This window comes from Mesorhizobium sp. BR1-1-4 (genome assembly GCF_020165375.1).
GTDB classification, from domain to species: domain Bacteria; phylum Pseudomonadota; class Alphaproteobacteria; order Rhizobiales; family Rhizobiaceae; genus Mesorhizobium; species Mesorhizobium australicum.
Window position 1 is genome coordinate 441,188 of sequence record NZ_JAIUIB010000002.1, and the last position, 22,711, is coordinate 463,898.

Consider the following 22,711-nt stretch of genomic DNA (forward strand, 5'->3'; position numbering starts at 1 on the left):
GGAGCCAGGCCGGACAAGGCTAGCGCCCCTTCCTCTACCCCGTCGATCGGGGGAGAGGTGGCGCCGCAAGCGGCGACGGAGTGGGGGTCGACGGCTCGGCGTGGAATTGGCATACGCCCGGTTGTGCCTGATTTTCAGCGGCTTCGGGTGTCAGGGAGGGTTTCCTCCAATCGCCGAGGAACGCGGTTCCTGGAGATCGCACCTCTCAGAAATAACGTGCAAGGTTAGCGCGGATGCGGTCGAGAACCGTATCCCCGGAAATGTCGGGAACGAATGCCTTGCCGGTGATCGCCTCGTAAGCCTGGGCATACACCCCAGAGGCCTGTTCGACGATCTCGTCCGGAATCCTCGGGATCGGGTCCTTGTAGGGATCGCAGCGCGCCGTCACCCATGAGCGGATGAAATCCTTGTCGAAGCTCTCCGGCCGCGTGCCATCAGCCAGCGCCTGTTGGTAGCTCGCCGCGATCCAGTACCGGCTGCTGTCGGGCGTGTGGATTTCGTCGGCGAGAATGATCGTCCCGTCCTTGTCTGTCCCGAATTCGTATTTCGTGTCGGCCAGGATCAGGCCGCGTTCGGCTGCGCGCGCCTGGCCGCGGGCGAACAGCTTCAAGGCATAATCCGAAACCGTGTCCCACTGCTCCTGCGTGAGCAGGCCCTGCTCCAGGATCTCGGCCCTGGACAGCGGCTCGTCATGGCCGCCGTCGGCCGCCTTGCTGGTCGGCGTGATGACCGGCTCGGCCAGCCTCTCATTGTCGCGCAGGCCGTCTGGCAGGCGCATTCCATACATGTCCCGTTCGCCGCGTCGGTAGCGGGTCAGGATCGAGGTGCTGGTGGTCCCCGCCAGATAGCCGCGCACGACGATCTCGACCGGCAGTATGTCGAGCCTTGTGCCGACGACGACGTTGGGGTCGGGATATTCCAGCACATGGTTCGGGCAGATGTCGGCGGTTTCCTCGAACCAGTACCGCGCCGTCCGGGTGAGGATCTCTCCCTTGAACGGGATCGAGGTCAGGATGATGTCGAAGGCGCTGAGACGGTCGGTGGCGATGATGATACGCCTGCCGTCGGCCAGGTCGTAATTCTCGCGGACCTTGCCTTTGTAATAGCCCGGCAGTTCGGGAATGAAAGCATCCGACAGGACACGCATGGGTTCTCCTGCCTTTGCGCGGAGTGGCCAGGGGCATGATTCCGAAAAGTTGCAGACTTATCGGAAAAAATCATGCCGAAATGATGCTATCCGCATAGTCCGTCGACCCCATGCATATCAAGCGCGATTGTCGGCATTCCCCGAAAGCCGGCCGGTATACCAGTCGCTTTTTTCACAACCGATGCCGGAAGGCGCGGCGACGCGGCGAACCCATGGCGTCTAGGCTGCGCCAGATTTCCGGAGCCGCCATTTTCATCATGCAGACCTATGACTTCATCATCGTCGGCTCCGGCTCGGCCGGCTCGGTTCTGGCCGACAAACTGTCGGCTTCGGGCCGCTTCTCGGTGCTGGTGCTGGAAGCCGGCGGCAGCGACCGGCGCTTCTACGTGCAGATGCCGCTCGGCTACGGCAAGACCTTCTTCGATCCCACGGTGAACTGGAACTACAAGACCGAGCCGGATCCCGGCCTCGGCGGCAATGTCGACCACTGGCCGCGCGGCAAGCTGCTTGGCGGGTCGAGCTCGATCAACGCCATGGTCTGGATCCGCGGCGCCCGCGAAGACTTCGATGACTGGCGCGCCGCCGGCAATCCCGGCTGGGGCTATGACGATCTGTTGCCGGCCTTCAAGGCGCTCGAGGACAATGAAGCCGGCGCCGACGCATGGCGCGGCAGCGGCGGTCCCCTGCACATCAGCGACACCACTGATGCCGTCCACCCGCTGACGAAGCGCTATCTCACCGCCGGCCAGCAGGCCGGTCTGCCGCTCAACCCCGATTTCAATGGTGCTGCCCAGGAAGGCGTCGGCATCTACCAGATCTCCACCAAGAACGGCCGCCGCATGTCGGCCGCCCGTGCCTTCCTGCGCCCGGCGATGAAGCGCGCCAATGTACGCGTGGAGACTAACGCGCTGGCAAGCCGCGTCCTGTTCGAAGGCAAGCGCGCCGTCGGCGTCGAGTATTTGCAGAACGGTCAGACCAGGACGGCCCGCGCCGGCCGCGAAATCATCCTGTCCGCGGGTTCGATCAACTCGCCGCAGCTCATGCAGCTCTCCGGGGTGGGTCCGGCGGCGCTGCTTGAAGGCTTGGGCATCCCGGTCGTGCATGCCAACGAGAATGTCGGCGCCAATCTGCAGGACCATGTCGGCATCAACTACACCTTCAAGGGCAAGCTGCCGACGCTGAACCAGATCCTGCGTCCCTGGTGGGGCAAGCTTTTGGTCGGCATGCAGTACATCCTGACCCGCTCCGGGCCGCTGTCGCTGTCGATGAACCATGGCGGCGGCTTCTTCCGCACCGATCCGGCCTTCTCGCGCCCCAACATGCAGCTCTATTTCCAGGCCTTTTCGACCCTCATCCCGAAGAACGGCGAGCGGCCGATCCTGACGCCGGATCCGTGGCCGGGCTTCTCCATCGGCCTGTCCAACTGCCGGCCATCGAGCCGCGGCGAGATCATGATCCGCTCCAGCAATCCGCTCGATTATCCCAAGATCGTCGCCAACGCCTATTCCACCAATGCCGATGTCGACGAAATGCTGTCGGCGGTGAAATTCGTGCGCAAGATCGCCTCGATGCCCGCCATGGCCGAGATCATCGCCGAAGAGGTGCTGCCCGGTCCGTCGATCCGGTCCGACGCCGACCTGATCACCGATTTCAGGAAACGCTCCGGCACCGTCTATCACCCGGTCTCGACCTGCCGCATGGGACCCGATCCCTCGCGCTCCGTCGTCGATCCGCGCCTCAAGGCGCACGGGCTCGAAGGCTTGCGCATCATAGACGCCTCGATCTTTCCCGACAACATCACCGGCAACACCAACGCCGCCTCTGTCATGACCGGGTGGAAGGGCGCCGAACTGGTTCTGGAGGACCACACATGAAGATCACCGACGTCAAGACCTGGGTTGTCGGCAACCCGCCACCCGGCATCGGCGGCAAGTATTTCATCTTCGTCAAGCTCACCACCGATGGCGGCGTGGTCGGCTATGGCGAGGCCTACAACGCCACCTTCTCCGCCCATGTCACGGCCAAGCTCGTCGAGGACATGGCCGAGCGCTATCTGATCGGCCACGATCCGCACGACATCGAGAACTTCTTCCGCCGCGCCTATTCCTCCGGCTTTACCCAGCGCCCCGACGTGACCGGCATGGGCTGTTTTTCCGCACTCGAAATGGCTTGTTGGGACATCGTCGGCAAGGAAGCCAACAAGCCGGTCTACAAGCTCCTTGGCGGCCAGGTGCACGAGACGCTGCGCTCCTACACCTATCTCTATCCGCACACCGGCAGCGTCCATTCCGAGGACGCGCCGGATGGCAGGAATGTCTATAACGACCCGGAGATGGCGGCGGCTTGCGCGCTCGAATATGTCGAGCAGGGGTTCAATGCCGTCAAGCTCGACCCGGCCGGCCCCTACACCGCCTTCGACGGCCATCAGCCGCGCCTCGTCGACATCGATGTCTCGACCCGCATGATCAAGGCGATCCGCGAGGCGGTCGGCACCCGCGCCGATATCCTGTTCGGCACGCACGGCCAATTCACGGCATCGGGCGCGCTGCGCATGGCGCGCGCCATCGAGCCTTATGATCCGCTGTGGTTCGAGGAGCCGGTGCCGCCCGACATGCCCGAAGTGATGGCGCAGGTCGCCCGCGCGACTTCGATCCCGATCGCCACCGGCGAGCGGCTGACGACCAAATCCGAATTCGCCCGTGTCATCGAGAACCGCGCCGCCACCATCCTGCAGCCGGACCTCGGCCGCTCCGGTGGCATTCTGGAAACCAAGAAGATCGCGGCCATGGCCGAGGCCTATCACATCCAGGTCGCGCCGCACTGCTATTGCGGGCCGATCGTCGGTGCCGCCAACATCCAGCTCGCGGTGACGCTGCCCAACTTCCTGATCCTGGAATCGCTGAAGCAGTGGGACGGTTTCCACGCCACGCTGTTGAAGAAGAAGATCGAATGGCAGGACGGCAATGTCATCCCGTCGAAGGAGCCGGGCCTCGGCGTCGAGCTGAACGAGGCGGTCTGCGACGCCCATCCCTACACCGGCAAGGACCTGCATCTGCAGATGATGCAGACGCCGCTGATGCCGTGAGCGAAAGCTACGCCTTCATCGGCCTTGGCCATCTCGGCGGCAATCTTGCCGCCAGGCTGATCCGCAACGGCTTTGACGTCACCGTCGTCGACCGCGACCCCGCCGCCGTCGAGCGCCTTGTCGCGCTCGGCGCGACGGCCGCCAATAGCCCGGCCGAAGCCGCGGCGCGGGCCGGCAATGCCATCACCTGCCTGCCTTCGCCAAAAGTCAGCGAGGCGGTGCTGGGCGGCCCGGGCGGATTGCTGGAAGGTCTGCCCAGGGGCGGCACCTGGATCGAGATGTCGACCAACGGCCGGGACGAGATTTTGCGGCTGGCCGCCCTCGCCTCGGCCAAGGGGATCGAGACGCTGGAATGCCCGGTCACCGGCGGTGTGCATCTGGCGGCGGCTGGCAAGATCACCGCGCTGGTCGGCGGCGACGCCCCCCTCTACGAGCGTCACCGCCCGGCCATCGAAGCGATGTGCGCCAAGTCGTTCCTGATGGGCCCGATCGGCTCGGCGGCGGTGATCAAGGTTATCACCAACATGCTGGCCTTCATCCATCTGGTCGCCGCCGGCGAGGCGCTGATGCTGGCCAAGCAAGGCGGGCTCGACCTCGCGCAATCCTACCACGCCATCGTCGCGTCTTCAGGCAACAGCTTCGTCCACGAGACCGAAAGCCAGTTGGTGCTGAACGGCTCCTACGATATCGGCTTCACCATGGACCTTGCGCTGAAGGACCTTGGCTTTGCGCTGACCATGGCCGAACAATTCGGCGTGCCGCTCAATCTGGCGTCGCGCGTCAACGCGATCTTCGAGCAAGGCAAGGCGGCTTATGGCGGCGATGCCTGGTCGACCCAGATCGTCAAATTGCTTGAAGATACCGTCGGCACCGACCTGCGCGCGCCGGGCTTTCCGGCCAGGCTGGAAATATGAACTAGCAAATAAAATCAAGATGTTGGGCGAGCATCTAGAATCATAGCGGCAACAATTTGAATCAGAGCTGCAACATCTCGACCGGTTTCTCGGGCGAGAGTTTCGATCGGACTGCATGGCTCGGCGATTGGCGGGAGACACCCCTTCCTTTCGTCATCCTCGGGCTTGACCCGAGGATCCATCCCGTAACATCAAGGCGCTGCAACGGTGCTGATTTCGGCTCCGCCGCACTCTTCGGCCAATATCACGGCATGGATCCCAGGGTCTCCGCGACGGAGCTTCGCTCCTGCTTCGCCCTGGGATGACGACGTTGAGACGCTCCACCGCCGGGCTGTGCCTTGATTCAATATCTCACCAGCAACGCACCAGGCAGGATCTCGAAGGTGGCGGGTATGCGCCCCGGTGACTCGCCGTCTATGTCGACCAGCGCGCCATTCTTCTCGACGTCGCCGAGCGGTTCGACAACTACTTTCCTGCCGCGCAGGATGGTGATCGCTGGATGGTTGCGGTGCCGCCCACCATAGAGCAGGCGGATGTCCCAGATCAGCTTCAGCTTGCCCGCCGCGCGCAGGATGACGATGTCGAACTGTCCATCGGTCAGTTCCGCATCGGGCGCGACCATCATGCCGCCGCCGAAGAATTTGCCGTTGGCCACCGCCACCAGCGCCATGCGCGCCTCGACCGCGTCGCCGTCATCGACGGTGATCCGCACGTCCTGGAAGCGGTAGCGGATGAACTCGACCACGGTGCGCCACAGGAACAGCGCCTTGGCCGACATCCTGCCCTTGCGCTTGTCGGCATTGACGGCGCGATCAGTGGCGCCCGACAGACCAAGGCTGGCGATGTTGATGAAGTGGCGGCTGGCCAGCGCGCCATGGTCGTCGATATAGCAGATGCGGCCGGCATCGACCGCCCTGGCCTTCGCCCCGGCAATCCGTTCCAACGTCGCGCCGATCTCCTTCGGCAGGCCGAGGCCACGCGCGAAATCGATGCCGGTGCCGCACGGCAGCAGGCCGAGCTCGGTCGTCCTGCCGCCCTCCTCGCGGACCTGCAGCAAGCCGTCGGCCACCTCGCTCGCCGTGCCGTCGCCGCCGGCCGCGATCACCAGATCGAAGCCGTTTGCCGCGAGATCGAGCGCCAGCCGCTCGGCGTCGCCTTCGGCCTGCGTCTCGCGCAGTTCGAAATCGCCGAAGTGTTTTTTCAGCGCGGCGGCGACGTCAGGCCAATGCCGTTTCAGCCGGCCGCCGCCGGCAATCGGATTGAGCACCACCCCGACCTTCAAGTTTCGCCCTCCCCGGCGCCGGACCTGGATGCCCGATCCTTTGCCGGCATTCAAACTCGTACCGGCCGGCGGAGCAAGGGCGCGTTCTGCCATGGATGCCAAAAAGCGCGGGGCAGGCTGTCTAAGGCCTTCGCGCTTGAACTTCCCTGGCTTCTGGCATTGGTCCCCGATAATCCCGCTATCCACAGGGGCGCGGCCATTCCCCAAACCCCTTACCCGGCGTAAGTTGAACCCATCTCAGGCGGCTACCGATCATCAAGCCGAAAGGCGAAGTGAAAGGCGGATTTCCTGAGGCCCGTACGGCCCGGAACGAGAGCAGGCTTGCTTGTTCAAGGGACGGAAGCCGAGACCTACGGGGCCGCGGAAAGCGTGCCAACGCCGACGGCGGACCGATGCTGCCATGAAGGACGGCAAAAACCTTCGATGGCACGCAGGGCAAAGGCCCGCGAGGGCCAAGACCGGCGTGGTCTGGAACGGATGCTGCTCTCGGGTGGCTTCTGGCAGGACCGTCAAAATCAAGGCCGGCATGGCGCGACGACTTTACGGAAGTTGCTGCCGCGACCGTGTCCTGATCTGACAGGGAGGCGCTGGGAGAAATCCCGGCGCCGACTGTCTTTTGGCTCTCCCACGCAATTTTTACGGTGTTTCCGGTTGGGGCTGCAACCGGCGGCAAAATCAGCTAACGTTCGACGTCGTCAGAGCCCGTTTGAAAACGCGCTCTGCCGAGTCGGATGGCGTGGTTTTCGAGAACCGAAGCACAGCGGACCTTTGGGTCCGTGAGCACAGTTCTACTGCGGTGCAGTAGAACGCGGAAGCGCAGAAAACCGCGTCAGGCGGCTGGCAGAGTAGCGTTTACAAATGGGCTCGTAGAAGGGGGATACTTCATGACGCTGATCCAGAAGCTTGCAGTCGCCTACGCGTTCTTGTTCTTCGGCGTCGTGGCCATCGGCTACATTCCGGCCTTCAACGATGCAGACGGCAATCTGTTCGGCCTGTTCTCATTGCAATGGTACGACGACCTGCTGCACGCCTTCTCCGGCGTCTGGGCGTTGGCCGCCGCCTTCATCTCGCATCGCCAGGCGGTGTTCTATTTCAAGCTGTTCGGCTCGCTCTACCTGTTCGACGGCGTGCTCGGGCTGATCACCGGCTCAGGCTGCCTCGATGCCGGTATCTTCATCAACGGCTTCCGCTCCCTCAACGACATCGAATTCCCTGCCCGCTTCTTCGCCAACCTGCCGCACATCGTCATTGGCGGCATCGCCGTCTATATCGGCTTCTGGCTGTCGAAGCGCATCTACGACCACTTCGCCACGGCCTGACGGGCCATGTTCCTGTTCCGCTTGATAAAGCGCATCGTCAAGGCGATCCTCTGGCTGATCGTCATCGTCATCCTGATCCCGATCGCCGGGCTGGCCTATGGCTTCCTGACGACGCCGGCGCTCGACAGGACGCCGCTGCCAGGCATTGCCGACGGCGCGCCGCCCAAGGCACTGGCCGACAAGGTGCGCGCCGAAATCCCCGGCTACCAGCGGCCGGAGGAGTCGACCTTCCTCACCTACCCGGAATGGGCGATCGTCTACGCCGCGCGCGAATATGCCGGCTTCGTCGCCAAGGACCAGCCGAGCGGCTTTCCCTATTGGTCTTACGTCGGCCGCTTCTGGCAAGACTATGCCACGGTGATCCGCGCCAGTTCTCCCTACAAGTTCAACTACGCCAACCACCAGATGCTGGTCGTCATCGGCACCAGCCATTCGATCGAGCATATGCTGCAATGGGCCTATGAGAACACGGTCGGTCGCATCACCGAGGCGACGTCAGCCAAGCGCACGGCGGCCGACATCTACCAGGCCAAGGTGGCCGCGGAGTATGCCTCTTTCCTCGATCAGGTGCCGTGGTACCAGTTCCCTTATGCCGAGAAGCGCGCCGGGCTGTTCGCGGTGCAGCCGGCGCCTGGTGACAGTTCCATCCGCACCAGCGAACGCAAGCTTGCCTTCGGTCTCGCCGACACCATCAAGCAAGGCTATGCCGACCTGATCACCAAGGCGCTTGCCGCGACCTCCGACCCAGCCTTCCTCGATGTCCATGTCTGGGCCAGGGGGCCGGTCGGCGAAGCCACCCGCAACGAGCCCGACACCTTGCTGGAACGCGATTACGGCGCGGACGGCACCGTCTTCGTCACCAGGCGCTACCAGGTGTTCACCGACATGATCCCGCGGCTGATCGACAAGGGAGTCTCCTTTGTCGAGATCGGCGGCAATGACGAGATCATGGTCACGGTGCTGTCGACCGATTCGATCGCCATTCCCGAAGGCATGCGCATCCTTTTCAGCTATCCGCTGCCGGCGGAGCCCTCGACGCGCCGCACCGGCATGGTCGTGGCCGTGCGCAAGCTGCATCTGGTGCTGCCGTCGCTGATCAAGGCCGGCGCCAGGCTCGAACACGTCTACGATTACTGAGGTTTTTCAGCCACGCCTGGCCTGGATCGGCGAGCCGTCATGCTCATTCCACAATCGCGGCAAAATCCCGCCTTGTTCGCGCGCAATGGAAGATCGCATGTCGGCCTGAAGGCGCGACATGCCTGACTGGGCTGCCGGGGGGCATCTCGAAGGGACGAGACCGTGATCAAGACCGCCCTTGTCGCCATGACCATTGTCGGCTGCGACTGCGACGCCAAGCTGTGCGAATATATCGGCGAGACGCCGGCCAAGTGGTCGACCATCGCCGATTGCGAAGCGGCGATGAAGAGCCAGATCCTGCACGAGCGCAATTTCAATTATCCGCTGGTGTCCGGCATCTGCCGCGCGAAGGGCTCGGCGTCCTCCTCGCACCTGGCCGCGATCGCGTCGGGCCCGGAACTGAAGCCCGCCAGCCGGGCCGTCAGGACGGAAAGCCCGCTGCCGCCAGAGCTCAGCCATCGGCCGAGCGTCCCGGTCGGTTCGCCCACGACGGCCCTGGACGCGGCCGCTGCCCGACCCGTCGCCTATGAACAGGTGGTCGACGGCGGAACCGGCGTGCTCTATCGCACGAAGAACGGCTACGCCGTGGTCAAGACCGATCTCGGCCGCGCCGCCTCGGCAACCGCCGACGCGGCAAAGCGCTCCGTGAACTGGCTGGCTGGGCTGATGCCGACGGGCCTGTAGGACGGCCCGCATGCCGTCTACACCGTCCCGCTCAGCGCCTTGATGGCACGGTAGAAGGTCGAGGAAAACAATTCCGCCGGGTCATAGTGCCGCTTTGCCGTCAGGAAGGCCGGCAGTTCGGGATAGGACGCCAGCAATTCCTTGGCCGTATAGTGCAATTGGTAAGGCAGGAAGAAGCGCCCGCCATGCTTGATCGTCACGTCGATCAGCGCCCGCGTCAGCGCCCGCATCCTGGCATTGCCATCGGCATCGGCCGGCTGGTTGATATAGAGCACCAGCGAATAGGCCGGCTCCGGCGCGTAGGTCAGCGCCACGTCCTCCTTGTGGACGATGCGCACCGAGGCGTTGAGCACCGGCAGATCCTGGTTGCGCAGGATCTCGCGCGCTTCCGCGACGAATGAATTATAGCTCGCGCGAGGAATAAAATATTCGTGCAGTATGTCGGTCTCGTTCATCAGGTCGTTGAACAGATACGGCACCGAATCGTGCATCGGGTTGTTGCGGGTGACGAGACAGGCCTCGCCCTGGGCAAGCGCCGAGCTACGCGGCACCGTGCAGCTTTCGAATTTCGGCTCCAGCGTCTTTTCAGTGAACCATTTCAGTTCCTGGAACGCGCTGCCCCATTTGGCCATGTTCATGATCACCCGCTTCAGGCCGACGCCATCGGGTTCGCCGAGCGCCGGCTGGTCGGCCGGCGGCTGCTCCGCCACTCTATCGTAGCGGTAGACGATCATGTCCTCGAGGAAATTGCCCGGCGCCGTCGACAGGTGCCCGTAGAACAGGCCAATGTCCTTGTTCGGCTCCAGCACCTCGGCGAAGAATTTCGGGAAATCGTCGGATCTGATGATCTCGCGCAAGGTGCGGTAGACGGCATTGTCGACGATATCGAGCGTCGCCTCCAGCACCACGCCGAACAGACCGTAGCCGCCGACGACATGTCGGAACAGCTCGATGTTTTCGGTTGGCGAGCAGGTGGTCACCGACCCGTCCGCCAGCATCACCCGCATCGAGCGGATGGAGCCGGCTACCGAGCCCGCCTGATGGTCCATGCCATGCGCGTTCACCGACAGCGAGCCGCCGACTGAAAAGATGTCGGTCGACTGCATCGCCTTCACCGCGAAGCGCGGATGCAGCATGGTCTGGATGTCGTGCCAGCACGCGCCCGGCTGCAAGGTCATGGTCTTGGCCGCGGCGTCCACCGTAACCTTGTTGAACTTTCTCATATCCAGGACCAGCGCATTGTCGTCGAAAGCATGCCCGCCCATCGAATGGCGGATGGCCGCCAGCGACACTTTCAGCCCGTTGGCGCGCGCGAAGGCGAGCGCCTTGGTGATATGCTCTTCCTCGCTGACCTCGACGACGCCATAGATCGGCGTCCTCGACAGACCGCTGGCATCGTTGATGTCGCCGCCCTTGACCAGCCAGGGCAGCGACGGATCGAAGGCGGGCGGGCTCGCGATCGGCTTCAGCGGCAGCGCGATGCCGTCTACATCGGCGATGCGTCCGCTGTTCTTCGGCCCTGACGGGCCTCGCGCCAGCCGCGCCATGGTCGTGCCGCCCCACAGCACCGCGCCGCCGACGACCGCAGCACCCAGCAGCAGCCGCCGCGACAGGCGAAATCCCTTTTGTTCCTCGGCCATGCGGATCCCCCGGCAGCCAAGGAATAGCGCGGCCTTTTGGCAAAGACCATAGCGGCGCTGCCGCAACGGCGTTCCGCCACCGTCGTCGCCCGGCGGTGAGTGTCCAAGCCAATGAAAATGGCCGGTTCCCCAAGGAACCGGCCAGATTGGAGCAGGGTCTCAAAGTCCGGTCGGCAGTCTCTATGAGGCCTTCTTGATCGACGTCACCATGCCGGTCTTGTCGTCGACGGTCACCGCCACCTTGGCGCCGACCTTCAGTTTCCCGACCGACGCATCGGGCGACAGCTGGTAGATCTTGCCGTCGTCGAGAGTGACCGACTTGGTTGTCGGATCGACGGCCTGGATGGTGCCCTGAACGGTCGCGGCATAGGCCGTGCCGAGGAAGGCGAGCAAAGCGGCGGTGGTTGCGAGGGTCTTCTTCATGGATATCACTCCGTGCTGTTTCGGTTTTCCGGTACCGCTTGGGAGAGGGCAGCACCGAACGGCCCGAAACTGGAACGAAACAGTCATCATCGGCAAATCACGTTGGGCGAATTTTCGCAAAGGATATCATAGGCTTAATTCCGACATATTGTCTGCGGCCGACATCATTTCAGGCCGCTTCGGTTCCCCCGGCGAGCGCATTTCCGTTCGTGAAAAGAGTCGTTTAGACGGATTGTGGCGCGCGTTTGCGATTACGGCGCGGCCGCCGCAATCCGTCTCGAGCAGCATCACGAAACAGACCGCCGAGCGGTTATCGATACACATTTTGTGTCATGGATCAGTTCAGATCGCCAATTGAAATGGACGAAACTCGCGCTCCGGTTGCAAATCTGGAACGGATGCAGGATGGTGCGCCGTTACCATGAAGGGGCCCTTTCCATGAAGCTTGCAGTTCGGTCGATGATGTCCTTGATGATATTGGCGTGTGCTCCGGGATCGGCCGGCGCGCAAGCCGCGAATCCTAACGATGACAAAGCGCTTATGTTTGCTACGGACGACCCCGAGATGGCGACGGCGACTGCAAAGGCTCTTGCCAGCCTGGATGAGTTCCTGGCCCTGGCCGGAACGCCGCCCTCTGGGACGGACAGGTTCAAATTGAAGGTCGAGGTGCGCGATGGGGATATCAGCGAGCACTTCTGGGTCATCCCGTTCCAGCGTACCGAAACGGGGTTCGTCGGCATATTGGCAAACGAACCGGCAGCTGTGCGCAATGTCGTCCTCGGCCAGGAGATAGAATTCACCAGGGACGATATTTCGGACTGGGGATACAGACACGACGGGCGGCAAGTAGGGAGCTTCACGGTGTGTGTGATGTTCAAGAGGATGTCGAAGGAAGAAGCGGACTACCTGCGCGACAAATCCGGTTACGATTGTTGATCGTTTGCCCAGCCGGACTAGCTTGCGCCGATCTTGCGCACCAGTGCCGCGGTCGCCAGCATGGCACCCAGGTCCGAAATCATCGGTGCGACATGGCTGGCGTAGTCGAGCGGCACCGAAATATCAGGTAGCTCAAAAAAGTTCTTCGGTTGCGGCAGGAGCAGAAAGCCGTCGCTGCCGTTGAGCGCGACGCGCGCGGGCTCGTCCGGCCAGGTTTCGCCGAGCCATTTCAACGCTTGCGCCAGCCGGCCGGTCACCAGCGGCCGCGCCGCCTCGACATTGTTGGTGCGGAACTCGTAGGCGGCGTCGAGCTCCGGCACGCCGGACGGCAGTTCCTGCATCCTGGGCGCGAACATGCCGCGGAAAAAGCCGATCACGCCACTGGCACGTCGCGCCGCGACCAGTATACCTGGAAACGGCTCGATGGTTTCGAAGGCGACGACGACGCCCTTGAATGTGGTCGCCTTGTTCTTGGTGGCGCCCCCGTCCCATAGGTCGGCTTCGTACAGTTCGAACGCAAATCCGTCATAGCGTCCGGAGATGATGTCATCGAAGCGGCTCATGGTGAAACCGCCGACAGTCTCGCGCGGCAGTCGGTCAAAGGAATGCGGCGTCACGTCATGCTGGTAGCGCATATCCCCAATGAAGCCGAAGATGATCGGCATCAGCGTCTGGCGAAATGATTGCTGCAGCCTCGCCGCCGGCCTGATCGCCCGGAAATAGAGCACGATCGCCACCACGAAGCCGACCACGTACAGAAATACGTGCGGCGTTGAGAACCATTGCTCGTTGGGATCGGCGACCTTGTTGAACAGCCACGCAATGAGCGCCACGAAGACGACCACCAGGCCAACGAACAACGGTGCGCGCCACTTGGCCGCGCGTGCCACCGAGGCCCTTTTCGCTTCGTAGACCTCAATGTCTTTCTTAATGGCTGCGATAGCAGCCGCGCCCGGCATGAAATCCGCTGTCTCCATCGCCAATCCCCGCCGCCAGTGTTGCCGCATGATAGCCATTTTCGCGGGAAAGTCGCCAGCGCTTACCCCTGCCCTGTCGTGGACCTGTCACGCGGTCAGGGCGACGCGTCCACAAGCGAAGCAGGAAAGATCGCGTCCAGCCGGCCCTCGATTTTTTGCCGCATGGGCTCGTCCAATGCCTCGACCGGCAGCAGCCGTTCGTGGTCTCCCGCACGCAAGCGCACAAAGGGATGAAACCAGTAGGACGCGACAGCGCCGCGCGTCTCCGCATCGGCGCTGACGTCCACGATGAAAATCCCGCCAATCCGCCCCGGCCATGGCTGCCGGGCAAAAGCCGTGCCGAGGAAATCGCCGAGCCCATAGGCAATCACCGTCCCGCCGATCCGCTCCACCGGCTGCACGACATGGGCGTGATGGCCGGCGATCAGACCGACGCCCTGCCCGGCCAGCCGCCGCGCCAGTGCCCGTGTTGCGGCGCGCGGAAAATGCCGGAATTCCCAATCCCAGTGCGGCACGGCACAGAGGAGATCGACCCCAGCACTCGCCTCGCGCGGCCAGCGCGCCGGATCGCCTTCCATCGAGACGCGGTCGGCAAACAGTCTCTCATCGGCGTTGCGCCAGAGCGTGAAAGCGGCGAAGCCGAGAGCGAGCGGCCCGGCAGCGAAGCGTTCGACCGGACCCTTGGCGGCGAGGCCGATGATGCCGACACCGAGCCGCTTCAACGCCGCGACCGTCGCGTCGAAACCGGCGACGCCCTGGTCGAACACATGATTGTTGGCCAGCGACAGGACCAGTTTTTCGCGCCTGATGCCAACCGCCGCGAGTGTCTCGGCCAGAAAGCGTTCGCTCATAGCATGATGCGTACCGAGCTTTGTCCCCAGCACGGCGCTCGGCCTGTCGACGACAGGGCTTTCGCAATTGCCGATCACCAGGTCGGCCGTGCCCAGCAGCGCCTTGATCGCCGGATCGCAGTCCGGCGCGCTCCGGTTGGCTACCGCCGAGATGTCGCCGATGAAGGCCAGCCGCACCGTCTGTCTCGGTGGCGGCTCCACCAGCGTCCCCGATGCCGGCGCAAACCCGTTGACGTCGCCCTCGAGCGACGGTTTCAGGAACCGCGGCAGCCAGGACAGTTTGTAGGAGAGCGGATAGTTCGACACGGCACGCCTCATCGTTGGCCTTCTGTAGACCGTCCGCCGGACCGGTTGAAGCGTGCCCGGCGACAATCATGCAACGATGTGGACGGCGTGCCGGCATCGACAGGCGCGGCGTCGTAAATCCGTGTATGGTCGCCGGCGACAAATGGGAGGGAAAAGATGACACGAATAGCAAGCCTGCTGGCATCGGCCTTCATTATGCTCGTGCCGCTGTCGTCCGCATCGGCGGCCATGCCCGAAGCAGCAACCGCTTTGTTCGAGGCAAGGACCGTGGCCGCGCGCGACGGCGCGCTGTCGACACTGGAAGCGGCCGCGCCGAAAGATCCAGCGTCAGCCTATGCCGCCGGCGCCGGCGAGTTCTTCACCGCGCTGGAACTGCTGGCCAGCGGCCTGCATCGCCATGGGTTTGAGAGCCCGCAATCCTTCATGCTGCCGCTGATGCGGCTGCCGGTACCGGCGAACCCCAATCCCGAGCCGCTGACCTACGAAGAGTTCCGCGCCATACTGGTGGCCTTCCGTGACCGGCTGGCAAAGTCCGCCACCACGCTTGGTTCGGTGCCGGCCGATGCCGATATCGGCATGGTCATCGACCTCACCCATGTCGGCATCGACCTCAACGAGGACGGCACCATCGCACCGGATGAAAGCATGGCGGCGATCATGGCGGCGCTGTCGCGCGGCGGCATCTCCCAGGGCGATACAGCCCCCGCGCTCACCTTCCGCTTCGACCGCGCCGACGGCTATTGGCTGCAAGGCTATGCCGAATTCCTGATGGCGCAGGCCGATTTCTGGCTGGCGCATGATTTCAAGGGCACGTTCGACGGCTCGTTCCACATGCTGTTTCCGCGCGCCAAGCTGCCGTTGCAGGACATCCTCGTGCCGCCGCCAAGCGAGATGGGCTCGAGCATCTTCTCCTCGGAATGGCGCATCGCCGACTTCATCTCGATGGTGCATCTCGTCAACTGGCCGGTTGTCGAACCGGAACGCCGCAAGGCGGCGCGCCAGGAGCTGCTCGAAATGATCCGGCTGTCGCGCGAGGACTGGAAGGCGATCCGCGCCGAGACCGACAATGACCGCGAATGGCTGCCCGGCCCGCAGCAAAAGGGCGAGAACCCGCTCACCGGCCTCGAAGTCGGCGAGGAGCAGGTGCAGGCCTGGCTCGCGACCCTGACGATGGCCGAGGACCTGCTCGAAGGCCGCGCGCTGCTGCCGCACTTCCGCATCACCGGCAAAGGCATCGACATGAAGCGCTTCTTCGACGAGCCTAAACCCTTCGACCTCGTACTCTCGATCACCGGTCCCGGCATCGCGCCTTATCTGGAGAGCGGCAAGATCCTGACCAGCGAGGATTTCGACCAGATCCAGCGCGAGTTTGGAGGTGGCGGGTTTTTGACGTTCGCACTGTGGTTCAACTGAGCGGCGCGGACGCTGCGCGTCGGCCGAACTCCGACGTATCCGAAAGTAGGGAACCCTTGGACAGCGGCGTTGGAGCCGTAGGAGCCCACCACGACCGCTGCTATGAGCCCCGAGAGCCGACCCTTTTGGGCCGAAGACTTGTGGCAGCACGGCAACAAAATCTGTTGGCACCCGTGATGTTTGCGGGCGCCCGGCCGACAGGCATTTGGCGTGCCTCACTGTCCCGGAAGCGCCGAATCGCCTTTTGCGAGGATTAGCGAAGGCTGTTTCGCTTGACTCGCCCGGCAAAAACAGGCAGCAAAAAAGCCTTGGAAGGGCTGCAATACCGCGTGCATGGTCGTGGACGAGCCTTTTTCGGCACAAAGTCCACGTCTCTCGATTGGTTTTGAGAGGGATTGGTTAACCAACTTTGTCCATATTTTGAAGCAATCGGCAACTAACGACAGGCGCGGCAAACGCGTCGGGGACCACCTGGGATCACTCACAGAATGGTCGTCGCGGCTATCACAGCCGCGGACGTGGGAGCCGATTGGAGCAAGATTGGTTGCATGGCGTTGTTGAGTCGTAAAATTGTCGGGGACAGGCGTTGCAGCGGCGAGACCGCCTTCGAAGCGCCACGTGCCTCATCCTTCACCCCTGAACGGGTTGTCCGCTGGATTGCGGTGCCGGGCGTCAGCGCCGCCGTCGGCCTATGGCTGATCGGCACCATGGCCGGCCTTAGCTCTGTCGGTGCCTCGCTTTCGGTCACGTCGGTCGGCCTGCCGCAGACGCTGTCCATGCCGGGCACGCTCGCTCTCGCCGATCCGTTGAAGCAGCATTTCCTCAGCTCTTCGGCGCCCTTCATGACAGCCAATGCGCATGGCGGCGCGCAGGCGCTGCACGACCATGCCGTACAATGCGGTGCCAGTTGCTTCAAGCTGGCCGCGATAACCTCCAAGGCGGAGAAATCCGGGCGCCTGGTGGCGCAGGCCAAGCCAACGCCGGCGAAGTCGAAATCGCAGCAGCGCTTCGAACTGATGGAAGCGTCGCTGTCGCCGACAAAGCTTGCCGCTGCCTTCGCCGGCGCGGGAAAGCCGGCGACCGCGGCCAGCACCCATCCAGTGATTTCCAGCGCCACTCCACGGATCACCGAGGCGTCCCTCGTGCCGTCCGTCCGGGTCATGGCCAGCCTGTCCAACGACATGCCGGCTCCGGCGGCGGAACGCTTCGCCCGCGCTGAAACGGGTTCCGTCGTGCAGACCGCGCCGGCGCCGATGGGCTTTGCCCAATCGGAAACGCCCGACAACGCGCAACTGGCGCTTGCCCTGGTCGAGTCGATGCCGGTCGAGGACGAAGCTTTCGCCTCGCCGCTGCCGATGACCGAATCCTCGCCCGATGTCGCGGTGGCGCCTGTCGAGACCCAGCAGGAACAGCCGGGCGACGCCGCTTCGCTGCCGGATGCGCTCACCGACGACGTGCCGCTGCCGACCCGCCGCCCGCAATATGACGCGCCGCGGCAACCCCGGATCGTGGAAGAGGACAAGCCGGCCGCACAGCCCAGGACCTTGGAGCAGAAGCCGGCGCCCCAGCCGAAGCCCGTCCAGCAAGCCAGGCAGCCGGCCCGGCAAGGCCGGACCCGTGATGGTGGCGACGTGCTGGCCTATGCCAAGCCGGACACGCCTTCGGGCGGCCTCGGCCAGGCGTTCAGGAACCTGTTCAACGGCCCGAGCGCCGGAAGCGGCGCCGGCCATGGGGTCGCCGTCTACGACATCAGTGCCAAGACCGTCTACATGCCCGACGGCCAGCGGCTCGAGGCGCATTCCGGCCTCGGCGCAATGGTCGACCAGCCGCGCTATGTCCACGTCAAGGACCGTGGCCCGACGCCGCCCAACACCTACAATCTGTCGCTGCGCGAATCCCGCTTCCACGGCGTCGAGGCGATCCGCCTGACCCCGACGAGCGGCGGCAACAAATACAACCGCAACGGCCTGCTCGCGCATACCTACATGCTGCGGGGCGGTCGCGCCGAATCCAATGGCTGCGTCGTCTTCAGGGACTATTCCCGCTTCCTCGCCGCCTTCAAGAAGGGCAAGGTCACCCGCCTCGTCGTGGTGGATCGCCTGAACGGATCGGCGACCCGGGTCGCGTCGAACGGAAGCGGCGCTTGAGATAAGGCGAAACCGTCCGCCACCTCCTGACAGCCTTCTGTCAGGAGCCTGACGCGACCGCCGGCCCGTCCTCATCGCGCTCTTTCCATTTTGGCCGAGAAATCCCATATTCGGGACATGGCTAAATCCCCCGATAAAAGAACGCCGCCGACGGCGAATGAGGACCGCGCCGCGCCGAAGCGGCGCAGCCCGCTGACCGATTTCCTCGACGCCTCGGAACCGCTGCACAAGGGCGGCTTCGCCGAGATGCCGCAGGCCGAATTGTCGGGCACGCCGCTGACCGGCTCGATCGCCGATTGGGCCGAGCAGATCGAGCAGGAGGCTGAACGGGAAGGACGCGCCGCGGGCAAAGGCGGCGGCGCCAAGTCGCCGAAGAAAATACCCGAGCGCTCCGCCGCGCCGGGCCGCACCGCGCGCGGCACCTCGATGGGCGGCGCCGCGTCGGCCCGCGAACGCACGGCGGCCGGCCTCAATCCGGTCGCCGGGCTCGACATCTCGCTGGAAGAAGCCGAGACGATGTCGTCCAGTGGCGTCACCGCCACGGTGGCCGCGCTCTCGGCGCTGATCGAATCCGGCAATCCGCTGCACAAGGACGGCGTGCTGTGGACGCCGCACCGCCCTGCCCGGCCGGAAAAATCCGAAGGCGGCATCGCCATCAAGATGGTGTCGGACTTCGAGCCCGCCGGCGACCAACCGACCGCCATCAAGGATCTGGTCGAGGGCGTTGACAACAACGACCGCACCCAGGTGCTGCTCGGCGTCACCGGTTCCGGGAAAACCTTCACCATGGCCAAGGTGATCGAGGAGACACAGCGCCCCGCTCTGATCCTGGCGCCCAACAAGACGCTGGCCGCGCAGCTCTATTCCGAGTTCAAGAAATTCTTCCCCGACAATGCGGTGGAGTATTTCGTCTCCTACTACGACTATTACCAGCCGGAAGCCTACGTTCCGCGCACCGACACCTTCATCGAGAAGGAATCCTCGATTAACGAGCAGATCGACCGCATGCGCCATTCGGCGACCCGTTCGCTGCTCGAGCGCGACGACGTCATCATCGTCGCCTCCGTATCCTGCATCTACGGTATCGGTTCGGTCGAGACCTACACGGCGATGACCTTCCAGATGCAGATCGGCGACCGGCTCGACCAGCGCGCTCTGCTCGCCGACCTCGTTGCCCAGCAGTACAAGCGCCAGGACATCAATTTCGTGCGCGGCTCGTTCCGCGTGCGCGGCGACACGATCGAGATCTTCCCGGCCCACCTTGAGGACCGCGCCTGGCGCATCTCGATGTTCGGCGACGAGATCGAGGCGATCACCGAGTTCGACCCGCTGACCGGCCAGAAGACCGGCGAGTTGAAGAGCGTCAAGATCTACGCCAACTCGCACTATGTGACGCCGCGCCCGACGCTCAACCAGGCGATCAAGTCGATCAAGGAAGAGCTCAAGCACCGGCTGGTGGAACTCGAGCGCGCCGGCCGCCTGCTCGAGGCGCAGCGGCTGGAGCAGCGCTGCCGCTTCGACCTCGAAATGCTGGAAGCCACCGGCTCCTGCGCCGGCATCGAGAACTATTCGCGCTACCTCACCGGCCGCCAGCCGGGCGATCCGCCGCCGACGCTGTTCGAGTACATTCCAGACAATGCGCTGGTCTTCATCGACGAGAGCCACGTCACCGTGCCGCAGATCGGCGGCATGTATCGCGGCGACTTCAGGCGCAAGGCGACGCTGGCCGAATATGGCTTCCGCCTGCCCTCCTGCATGGACAACCGACCGCTGCGCTTCGAGGAATGGGACGCAATGCGGCCGCTCTCGGTTGCCGTTTCGGCGACACCGGGCGGCTGGGAGATGGAACAGGCCGGCGGCGTCTTCGCCGAACAGGTTATCCGCCCGACCGGCCTGATCGATCCGCCGGTCGAGGTGCGCCCGGCCAAGAGCCAGGTCGACGACGTCGTCGGTGAGATCCGCGACACCACCAAGGCGGGATATCGCACACTGGTGACGGTGCTGACCAAGCGCATGGCAGAGGACCTGACCGAATACCTGCACGAGCAGGGCGTGCGCGTGCGTTACATGCACTCCGACATCGACACGCTGGAGCGCATCGAGATCCTGCGCGACCTGCGCCTCGGCGCCTTCGACGTGCTGGTCGGCATCAACCTTTTGCGCGAAGGCCTCGATATTCCCGAATGCGGCTTCGTCGCCATTCTCGACGCTGACAAGGAAGGTTTCCTGCGTTCGGAAACCTCGCTGATCCAGACCATCGGCCGTGCCGCCCGCAATGTCGACGGCAAGGTCATCCTCTACGCGGACCAGGTCACCGGTTCGATGGAGCGGGCGATGGCCGAGACCAACCGGCGCCGCGAGAAGCAGATGGAGTGGAACGCCGCCAACGGCATCACGCCGGAATCGGTCAAGTCGCGAATCTCCGATATTCTGGACTCGGTCTACGAGAAGGACCATGTCCGCGCCGACATCTCGCAGTTCACCGACAGCGCCGGCGCCATGATGGGCAACAATTTCAAGGCCCATCTCGACGCGCTGGACAAGCAGATGCGCGACGCCGCCGCCAATCTCGACTTCGAAAAGGCGGCCCGCATCCGCGACGAGATCAAGCGGCTGCACGAGATGGAATTGTCGATCTCCGACGATCCGCTGGCGCGCGAGGTGGAAGGCCAAAGTCCGGCCTCTGGCCGCGAAAAGGGGAAGCACAACAAGGGCGTGGCCAAGCATCGGACATTGGAGGAACAGGAACGGTTCCGCAAGCTCGATCAGGCACGCGCCGCCGAAGAGGCAGCCAAGGCCGCCAGGCCCAACCTCTTCCGCAAGCCCGATCTCGACGAGATGGGCGCCGACGGCGCCGTGCCGGTGAAGAAGCCACTGTTCGCCAAGCCGTCACTGGACGATATGGGACCTGGTACCGACATGCCGACGCCGTCAGGCGCGGTGTCGCGGTCGCTGTTCAAGAAGCAGTCGGCGGAAGAAGCGCATGGCTCCGACTTCGGCATCCCCGGCGATGCGACCAAGCCGCTGTTCAAGAAGAACTCGCTCGACGAGATGACGGTGCGCCGCACCGAAAAACCGGTAGAAGGAAAAGTGCCGGCGAAGCCACAGCCAATCTCCCCCGTGGGGGAGATGTCCGGCAGGACAGAGAGGGGCGCGAAGGATCGCGGCGATACCGACAAGCCTATCGTCCGTCAACGCTCCGGCATCGGCTCCTACGAAGACCAAGGCGACGCCCGCCGCGAAAAGCGCCGGCCGGGCAAGACAGGCAGGCCCGGACGGTAGCAATTCTTCGCGCCCCCGCTGTCCCTCCAATATAGATCAGCTTTTCCTGCCACCTTGCCAGTGGTGGGACGAACCTATACGGGCCTTTCAATTCTGCTCTTCCGCTCCGAAAACCATCAGCCAACTCCCCCATGAAACCCAGAGACATCGCCGCCTACGTCTTCCTGGCTGTCACCTGGGGACTGTCGTTCCTGGTGCTGCTCAAGGTGGTGCATGCCTTTGGCTGGGTCGGCGCGGTCACCTTGCGGGCGCTGATCGCCGGCATCACGCTCTTTCTGCTTGCCGCCGCGACGCGGCGACGGCTGGATTTCAGCGCCGGCTGGCGGCATTTCGCCATGGTCGGCGCGACGACGGTGGCGGCGCAGCTGATCGGCCTGTCCTATGCCACGCCGCGCATCGGCACGGCGATGGCGGCCATCCTGGTTGCCGCCATCCCGCTGTTCTCGATGATCATCGGCCAGCTCTGGGGGCTTGAGCGCATCGCTGTTCGCGGCCTGGCCGGACTGCTGCTCGGCGCTGCCGGCATCATCGTCCTGGTCGGTTTCCCCGCCGTTCCGGTCACCGCATCCTTTGCGATCGGCTGTGCCGCCTCGCTGTTCAGTTCCTTCTCGGCGGCATTCGGCAGCAACTACGCCAATCGCCATTTGCGCTCGGCCGGCTCGCTGGAACTCACCAGCGCCGCCTTCCTGTTCGGCGGCCTGATGACGCTGCCGCTGCTGCTCGCCGTGCCGGTGCCGGCCATGCCGCGACCTGTCGATTTCCTCTACCTGGCCATACTGGCCTGCGTGATGAGCGCATTGACCTATGTCGTGTATTTCCGGCTGGTGGCCAGCATCGGAGCGACCAGGACCATCAGCGTCGAATTCGCCGTCACCACGATCGCGGTGCTGGCCGGAACGATTGTGCTCGGCGAGTCGCTGACCCTGATCCAGGGCTTCGGCGCGGTGGCAATCATCGGCGGCTGCATACTGGTGCTGGACCCCTTCCCGCGCCGCTTGAAAGCGGCGGCCTTGCCATCAGCCTCGCCTTTGGTGTAGCCAGTCGTCACACTCGAACGTCTCGAAAGGAGGGCTCACGTGTTTACGTTCTATCGTCACCATCGTCAGCGTGGCCCGATTTGCGCCCTGCGAGCCAGCTTGCAGGGCTGACCAGGGACGGTCCGGGTTTT

General features: G+C 64.0%; 18 protein-coding genes. 12 read left to right on the forward strand and 6 right to left on the reverse strand.

Going from position 1 to position 22,711, the window contains the following annotated elements; translation table 11 throughout:
- Positions 1-205 precede the first annotated feature (205 nt).
- Positions 206-1,147, reverse strand: coding sequence for a phosphoribosylaminoimidazolesuccinocarboxamide synthase (locus tag LB571_RS05360; RefSeq protein WP_140721768.1), 942 nt, complete (start codon positions 1,145-1,147; stop codon positions 206-208).
- Positions 1,148-1,404: 257 nt separating this feature from the next.
- On the opposite strand from LB571_RS05360, the gene LB571_RS05365 reads away from it, so the two are divergent.
- Genes LB571_RS05365 through LB571_RS05375 form a run of 3 tightly spaced genes read left to right on the forward strand, consistent with a single transcriptional unit; the run spans position 1,405 to position 5,146 of the window.
- Positions 1,405-3,021: a GMC family oxidoreductase gene (locus LB571_RS05365; protein ID WP_140665064.1), complete on the forward strand. Its 1,617-nt coding sequence runs from the start codon at positions 1,405-1,407 to the stop codon at positions 3,019-3,021.
- Positions 3,018-4,232, forward strand: a complete 1,215-nt coding sequence (locus tag LB571_RS05370; protein WP_015316135.1) for a mandelate racemase/muconate lactonizing enzyme family protein — start codon at positions 3,018-3,020, stop codon at positions 4,230-4,232. Before LB571_RS05365 ends, LB571_RS05370 begins: the two co-directional genes overlap by 4 nt.
- Positions 4,229-5,146 (forward strand): NAD(P)-dependent oxidoreductase, encoded by a 918-nt coding sequence (locus LB571_RS05375; RefSeq protein WP_224592776.1) that lies wholly within the window; start codon positions 4,229-4,231, stop codon positions 5,144-5,146. Before LB571_RS05370 ends, LB571_RS05375 begins: the two co-directional genes overlap by 4 nt.
- A 343-nt stretch (positions 5,147-5,489) precedes the next feature.
- Here LB571_RS05375 and LB571_RS05380 read toward each other — a convergent pair whose 3' ends face one another.
- The gene (locus tag LB571_RS05380; RefSeq protein WP_224592778.1) at positions 5,490-6,428 is read right to left on the reverse strand and encodes a diacylglycerol/lipid kinase family protein; all 939 of its coding nucleotides are present in this window, start codon (positions 6,426-6,428) and stop codon (positions 5,490-5,492) included.
- 884 nt (positions 6,429-7,312) lie between these two features.
- On the opposite strand from LB571_RS05380, the gene LB571_RS05385 reads away from it, so the two are divergent.
- The 3 genes from LB571_RS05385 to LB571_RS05395 all read left to right on the forward strand — a co-directional run bounded on the left by LB571_RS05385 (position 7,313) and on the right by LB571_RS05395 (position 9,568).
- A complete protein-coding gene (locus LB571_RS05385) occupies positions 7,313-7,747 on the forward strand; it encodes a hypothetical protein (RefSeq protein WP_224592780.1) in 435 nt (144 codons plus the stop codon).
- A 6-nt stretch (positions 7,748-7,753) separates the two neighbouring features.
- Positions 7,754-8,884: a hypothetical protein gene (locus LB571_RS05390; RefSeq protein WP_224592782.1), complete on the forward strand. Its 1,131-nt coding sequence runs from the start codon at positions 7,754-7,756 to the stop codon at positions 8,882-8,884.
- Between the two features lie 162 nt (positions 8,885-9,046).
- A complete protein-coding gene (locus tag LB571_RS05395; protein WP_140664885.1) occupies positions 9,047-9,568 on the forward strand; it encodes a hypothetical protein in 522 nt (173 codons plus the stop codon).
- Between the two features lie 17 nt (positions 9,569-9,585).
- Here LB571_RS05395 and LB571_RS05400 read toward each other — a convergent pair whose 3' ends face one another.
- The gene (locus LB571_RS05400; protein ID WP_224592784.1) at positions 9,586-11,208 is read right to left on the reverse strand and encodes an FAD-binding oxidoreductase; all 1,623 of its coding nucleotides are present in this window, start codon (positions 11,206-11,208) and stop codon (positions 9,586-9,588) included.
- A 180-nt stretch (positions 11,209-11,388) separates the two neighbouring features.
- Entirely contained in the window at positions 11,389-11,631 is a 243-nt protein-coding gene (locus tag LB571_RS05405; protein ID WP_015316128.1) for a DUF1344 domain-containing protein, read from the reverse strand.
- Here LB571_RS05405 and LB571_RS05410 point away from each other — a divergent pair.
- Both LB571_RS05410 and LB571_RS05415 read left to right on the forward strand, forming a co-directional pair.
- A complete protein-coding gene (locus tag LB571_RS05410) occupies positions 11,630-11,989 on the forward strand; it encodes a hypothetical protein (RefSeq protein ID WP_224592785.1) in 360 nt (119 codons plus the stop codon). The two genes, LB571_RS05405 and LB571_RS05410, sit on opposite strands and share 2 nt — an antisense overlap.
- An 80-nt stretch (positions 11,990-12,069) precedes the next feature.
- Positions 12,070-12,567: a YegJ family protein gene (locus LB571_RS05415; RefSeq protein ID WP_140823230.1), complete on the forward strand. Its 498-nt coding sequence runs from the start codon at positions 12,070-12,072 to the stop codon at positions 12,565-12,567.
- Positions 12,568-12,584: 17 nt separating this feature from the next.
- On the opposite strand, the gene LB571_RS05420 is transcribed toward LB571_RS05415, so the two are convergent.
- The gene (locus LB571_RS05420; protein ID WP_140721749.1) at positions 12,585-13,544 is read right to left on the reverse strand and encodes a DUF3137 domain-containing protein; all 960 of its coding nucleotides are present in this window, start codon (positions 13,542-13,544) and stop codon (positions 12,585-12,587) included.
- A 95-nt stretch (positions 13,545-13,639) separates the two neighbouring features.
- Entirely contained in the window at positions 13,640-14,713 is a 1,074-nt protein-coding gene (locus LB571_RS05425) for a CapA family protein (RefSeq protein WP_224592787.1), read from the reverse strand.
- Between the two features lie 144 nt (positions 14,714-14,857).
- On the opposite strand from LB571_RS05425, the gene LB571_RS05430 reads away from it, so the two are divergent.
- The 4 genes from LB571_RS05430 (at position 14,858) to LB571_RS05445 (ending at position 22,580) form a co-directional block, all read left to right on the forward strand.
- The gene (locus LB571_RS05430; protein ID WP_224592789.1) at positions 14,858-16,114 is read left to right on the forward strand and encodes a hypothetical protein; all 1,257 of its coding nucleotides are present in this window, start codon (positions 14,858-14,860) and stop codon (positions 16,112-16,114) included.
- A 548-nt stretch (positions 16,115-16,662) separates the two neighbouring features.
- On the forward strand, positions 16,663-18,261 hold the full coding sequence (locus LB571_RS05435; RefSeq protein ID WP_140713663.1) for a DUF2778 domain-containing protein: 1,599 nt from the start codon (positions 16,663-16,665) through the stop codon (positions 18,259-18,261).
- 117 nt (positions 18,262-18,378) lie between these two features.
- On the forward strand, positions 18,379-21,543 hold the full coding sequence (uvrB, locus tag LB571_RS05440; protein WP_224592791.1) for an excinuclease ABC subunit UvrB: 3,165 nt from the start codon (positions 18,379-18,381) through the stop codon (positions 21,541-21,543).
- A 131-nt stretch (positions 21,544-21,674) separates the two neighbouring features.
- Positions 21,675-22,580 carry a DMT family transporter gene (locus LB571_RS05445; protein ID WP_140713659.1) on the forward strand — a complete coding sequence of 302 codons (906 nt, stop codon included), beginning with the start codon at positions 21,675-21,677 and terminating at the stop codon, positions 22,578-22,580.
- Positions 22,581-22,711 lie beyond the last annotated feature (131 nt).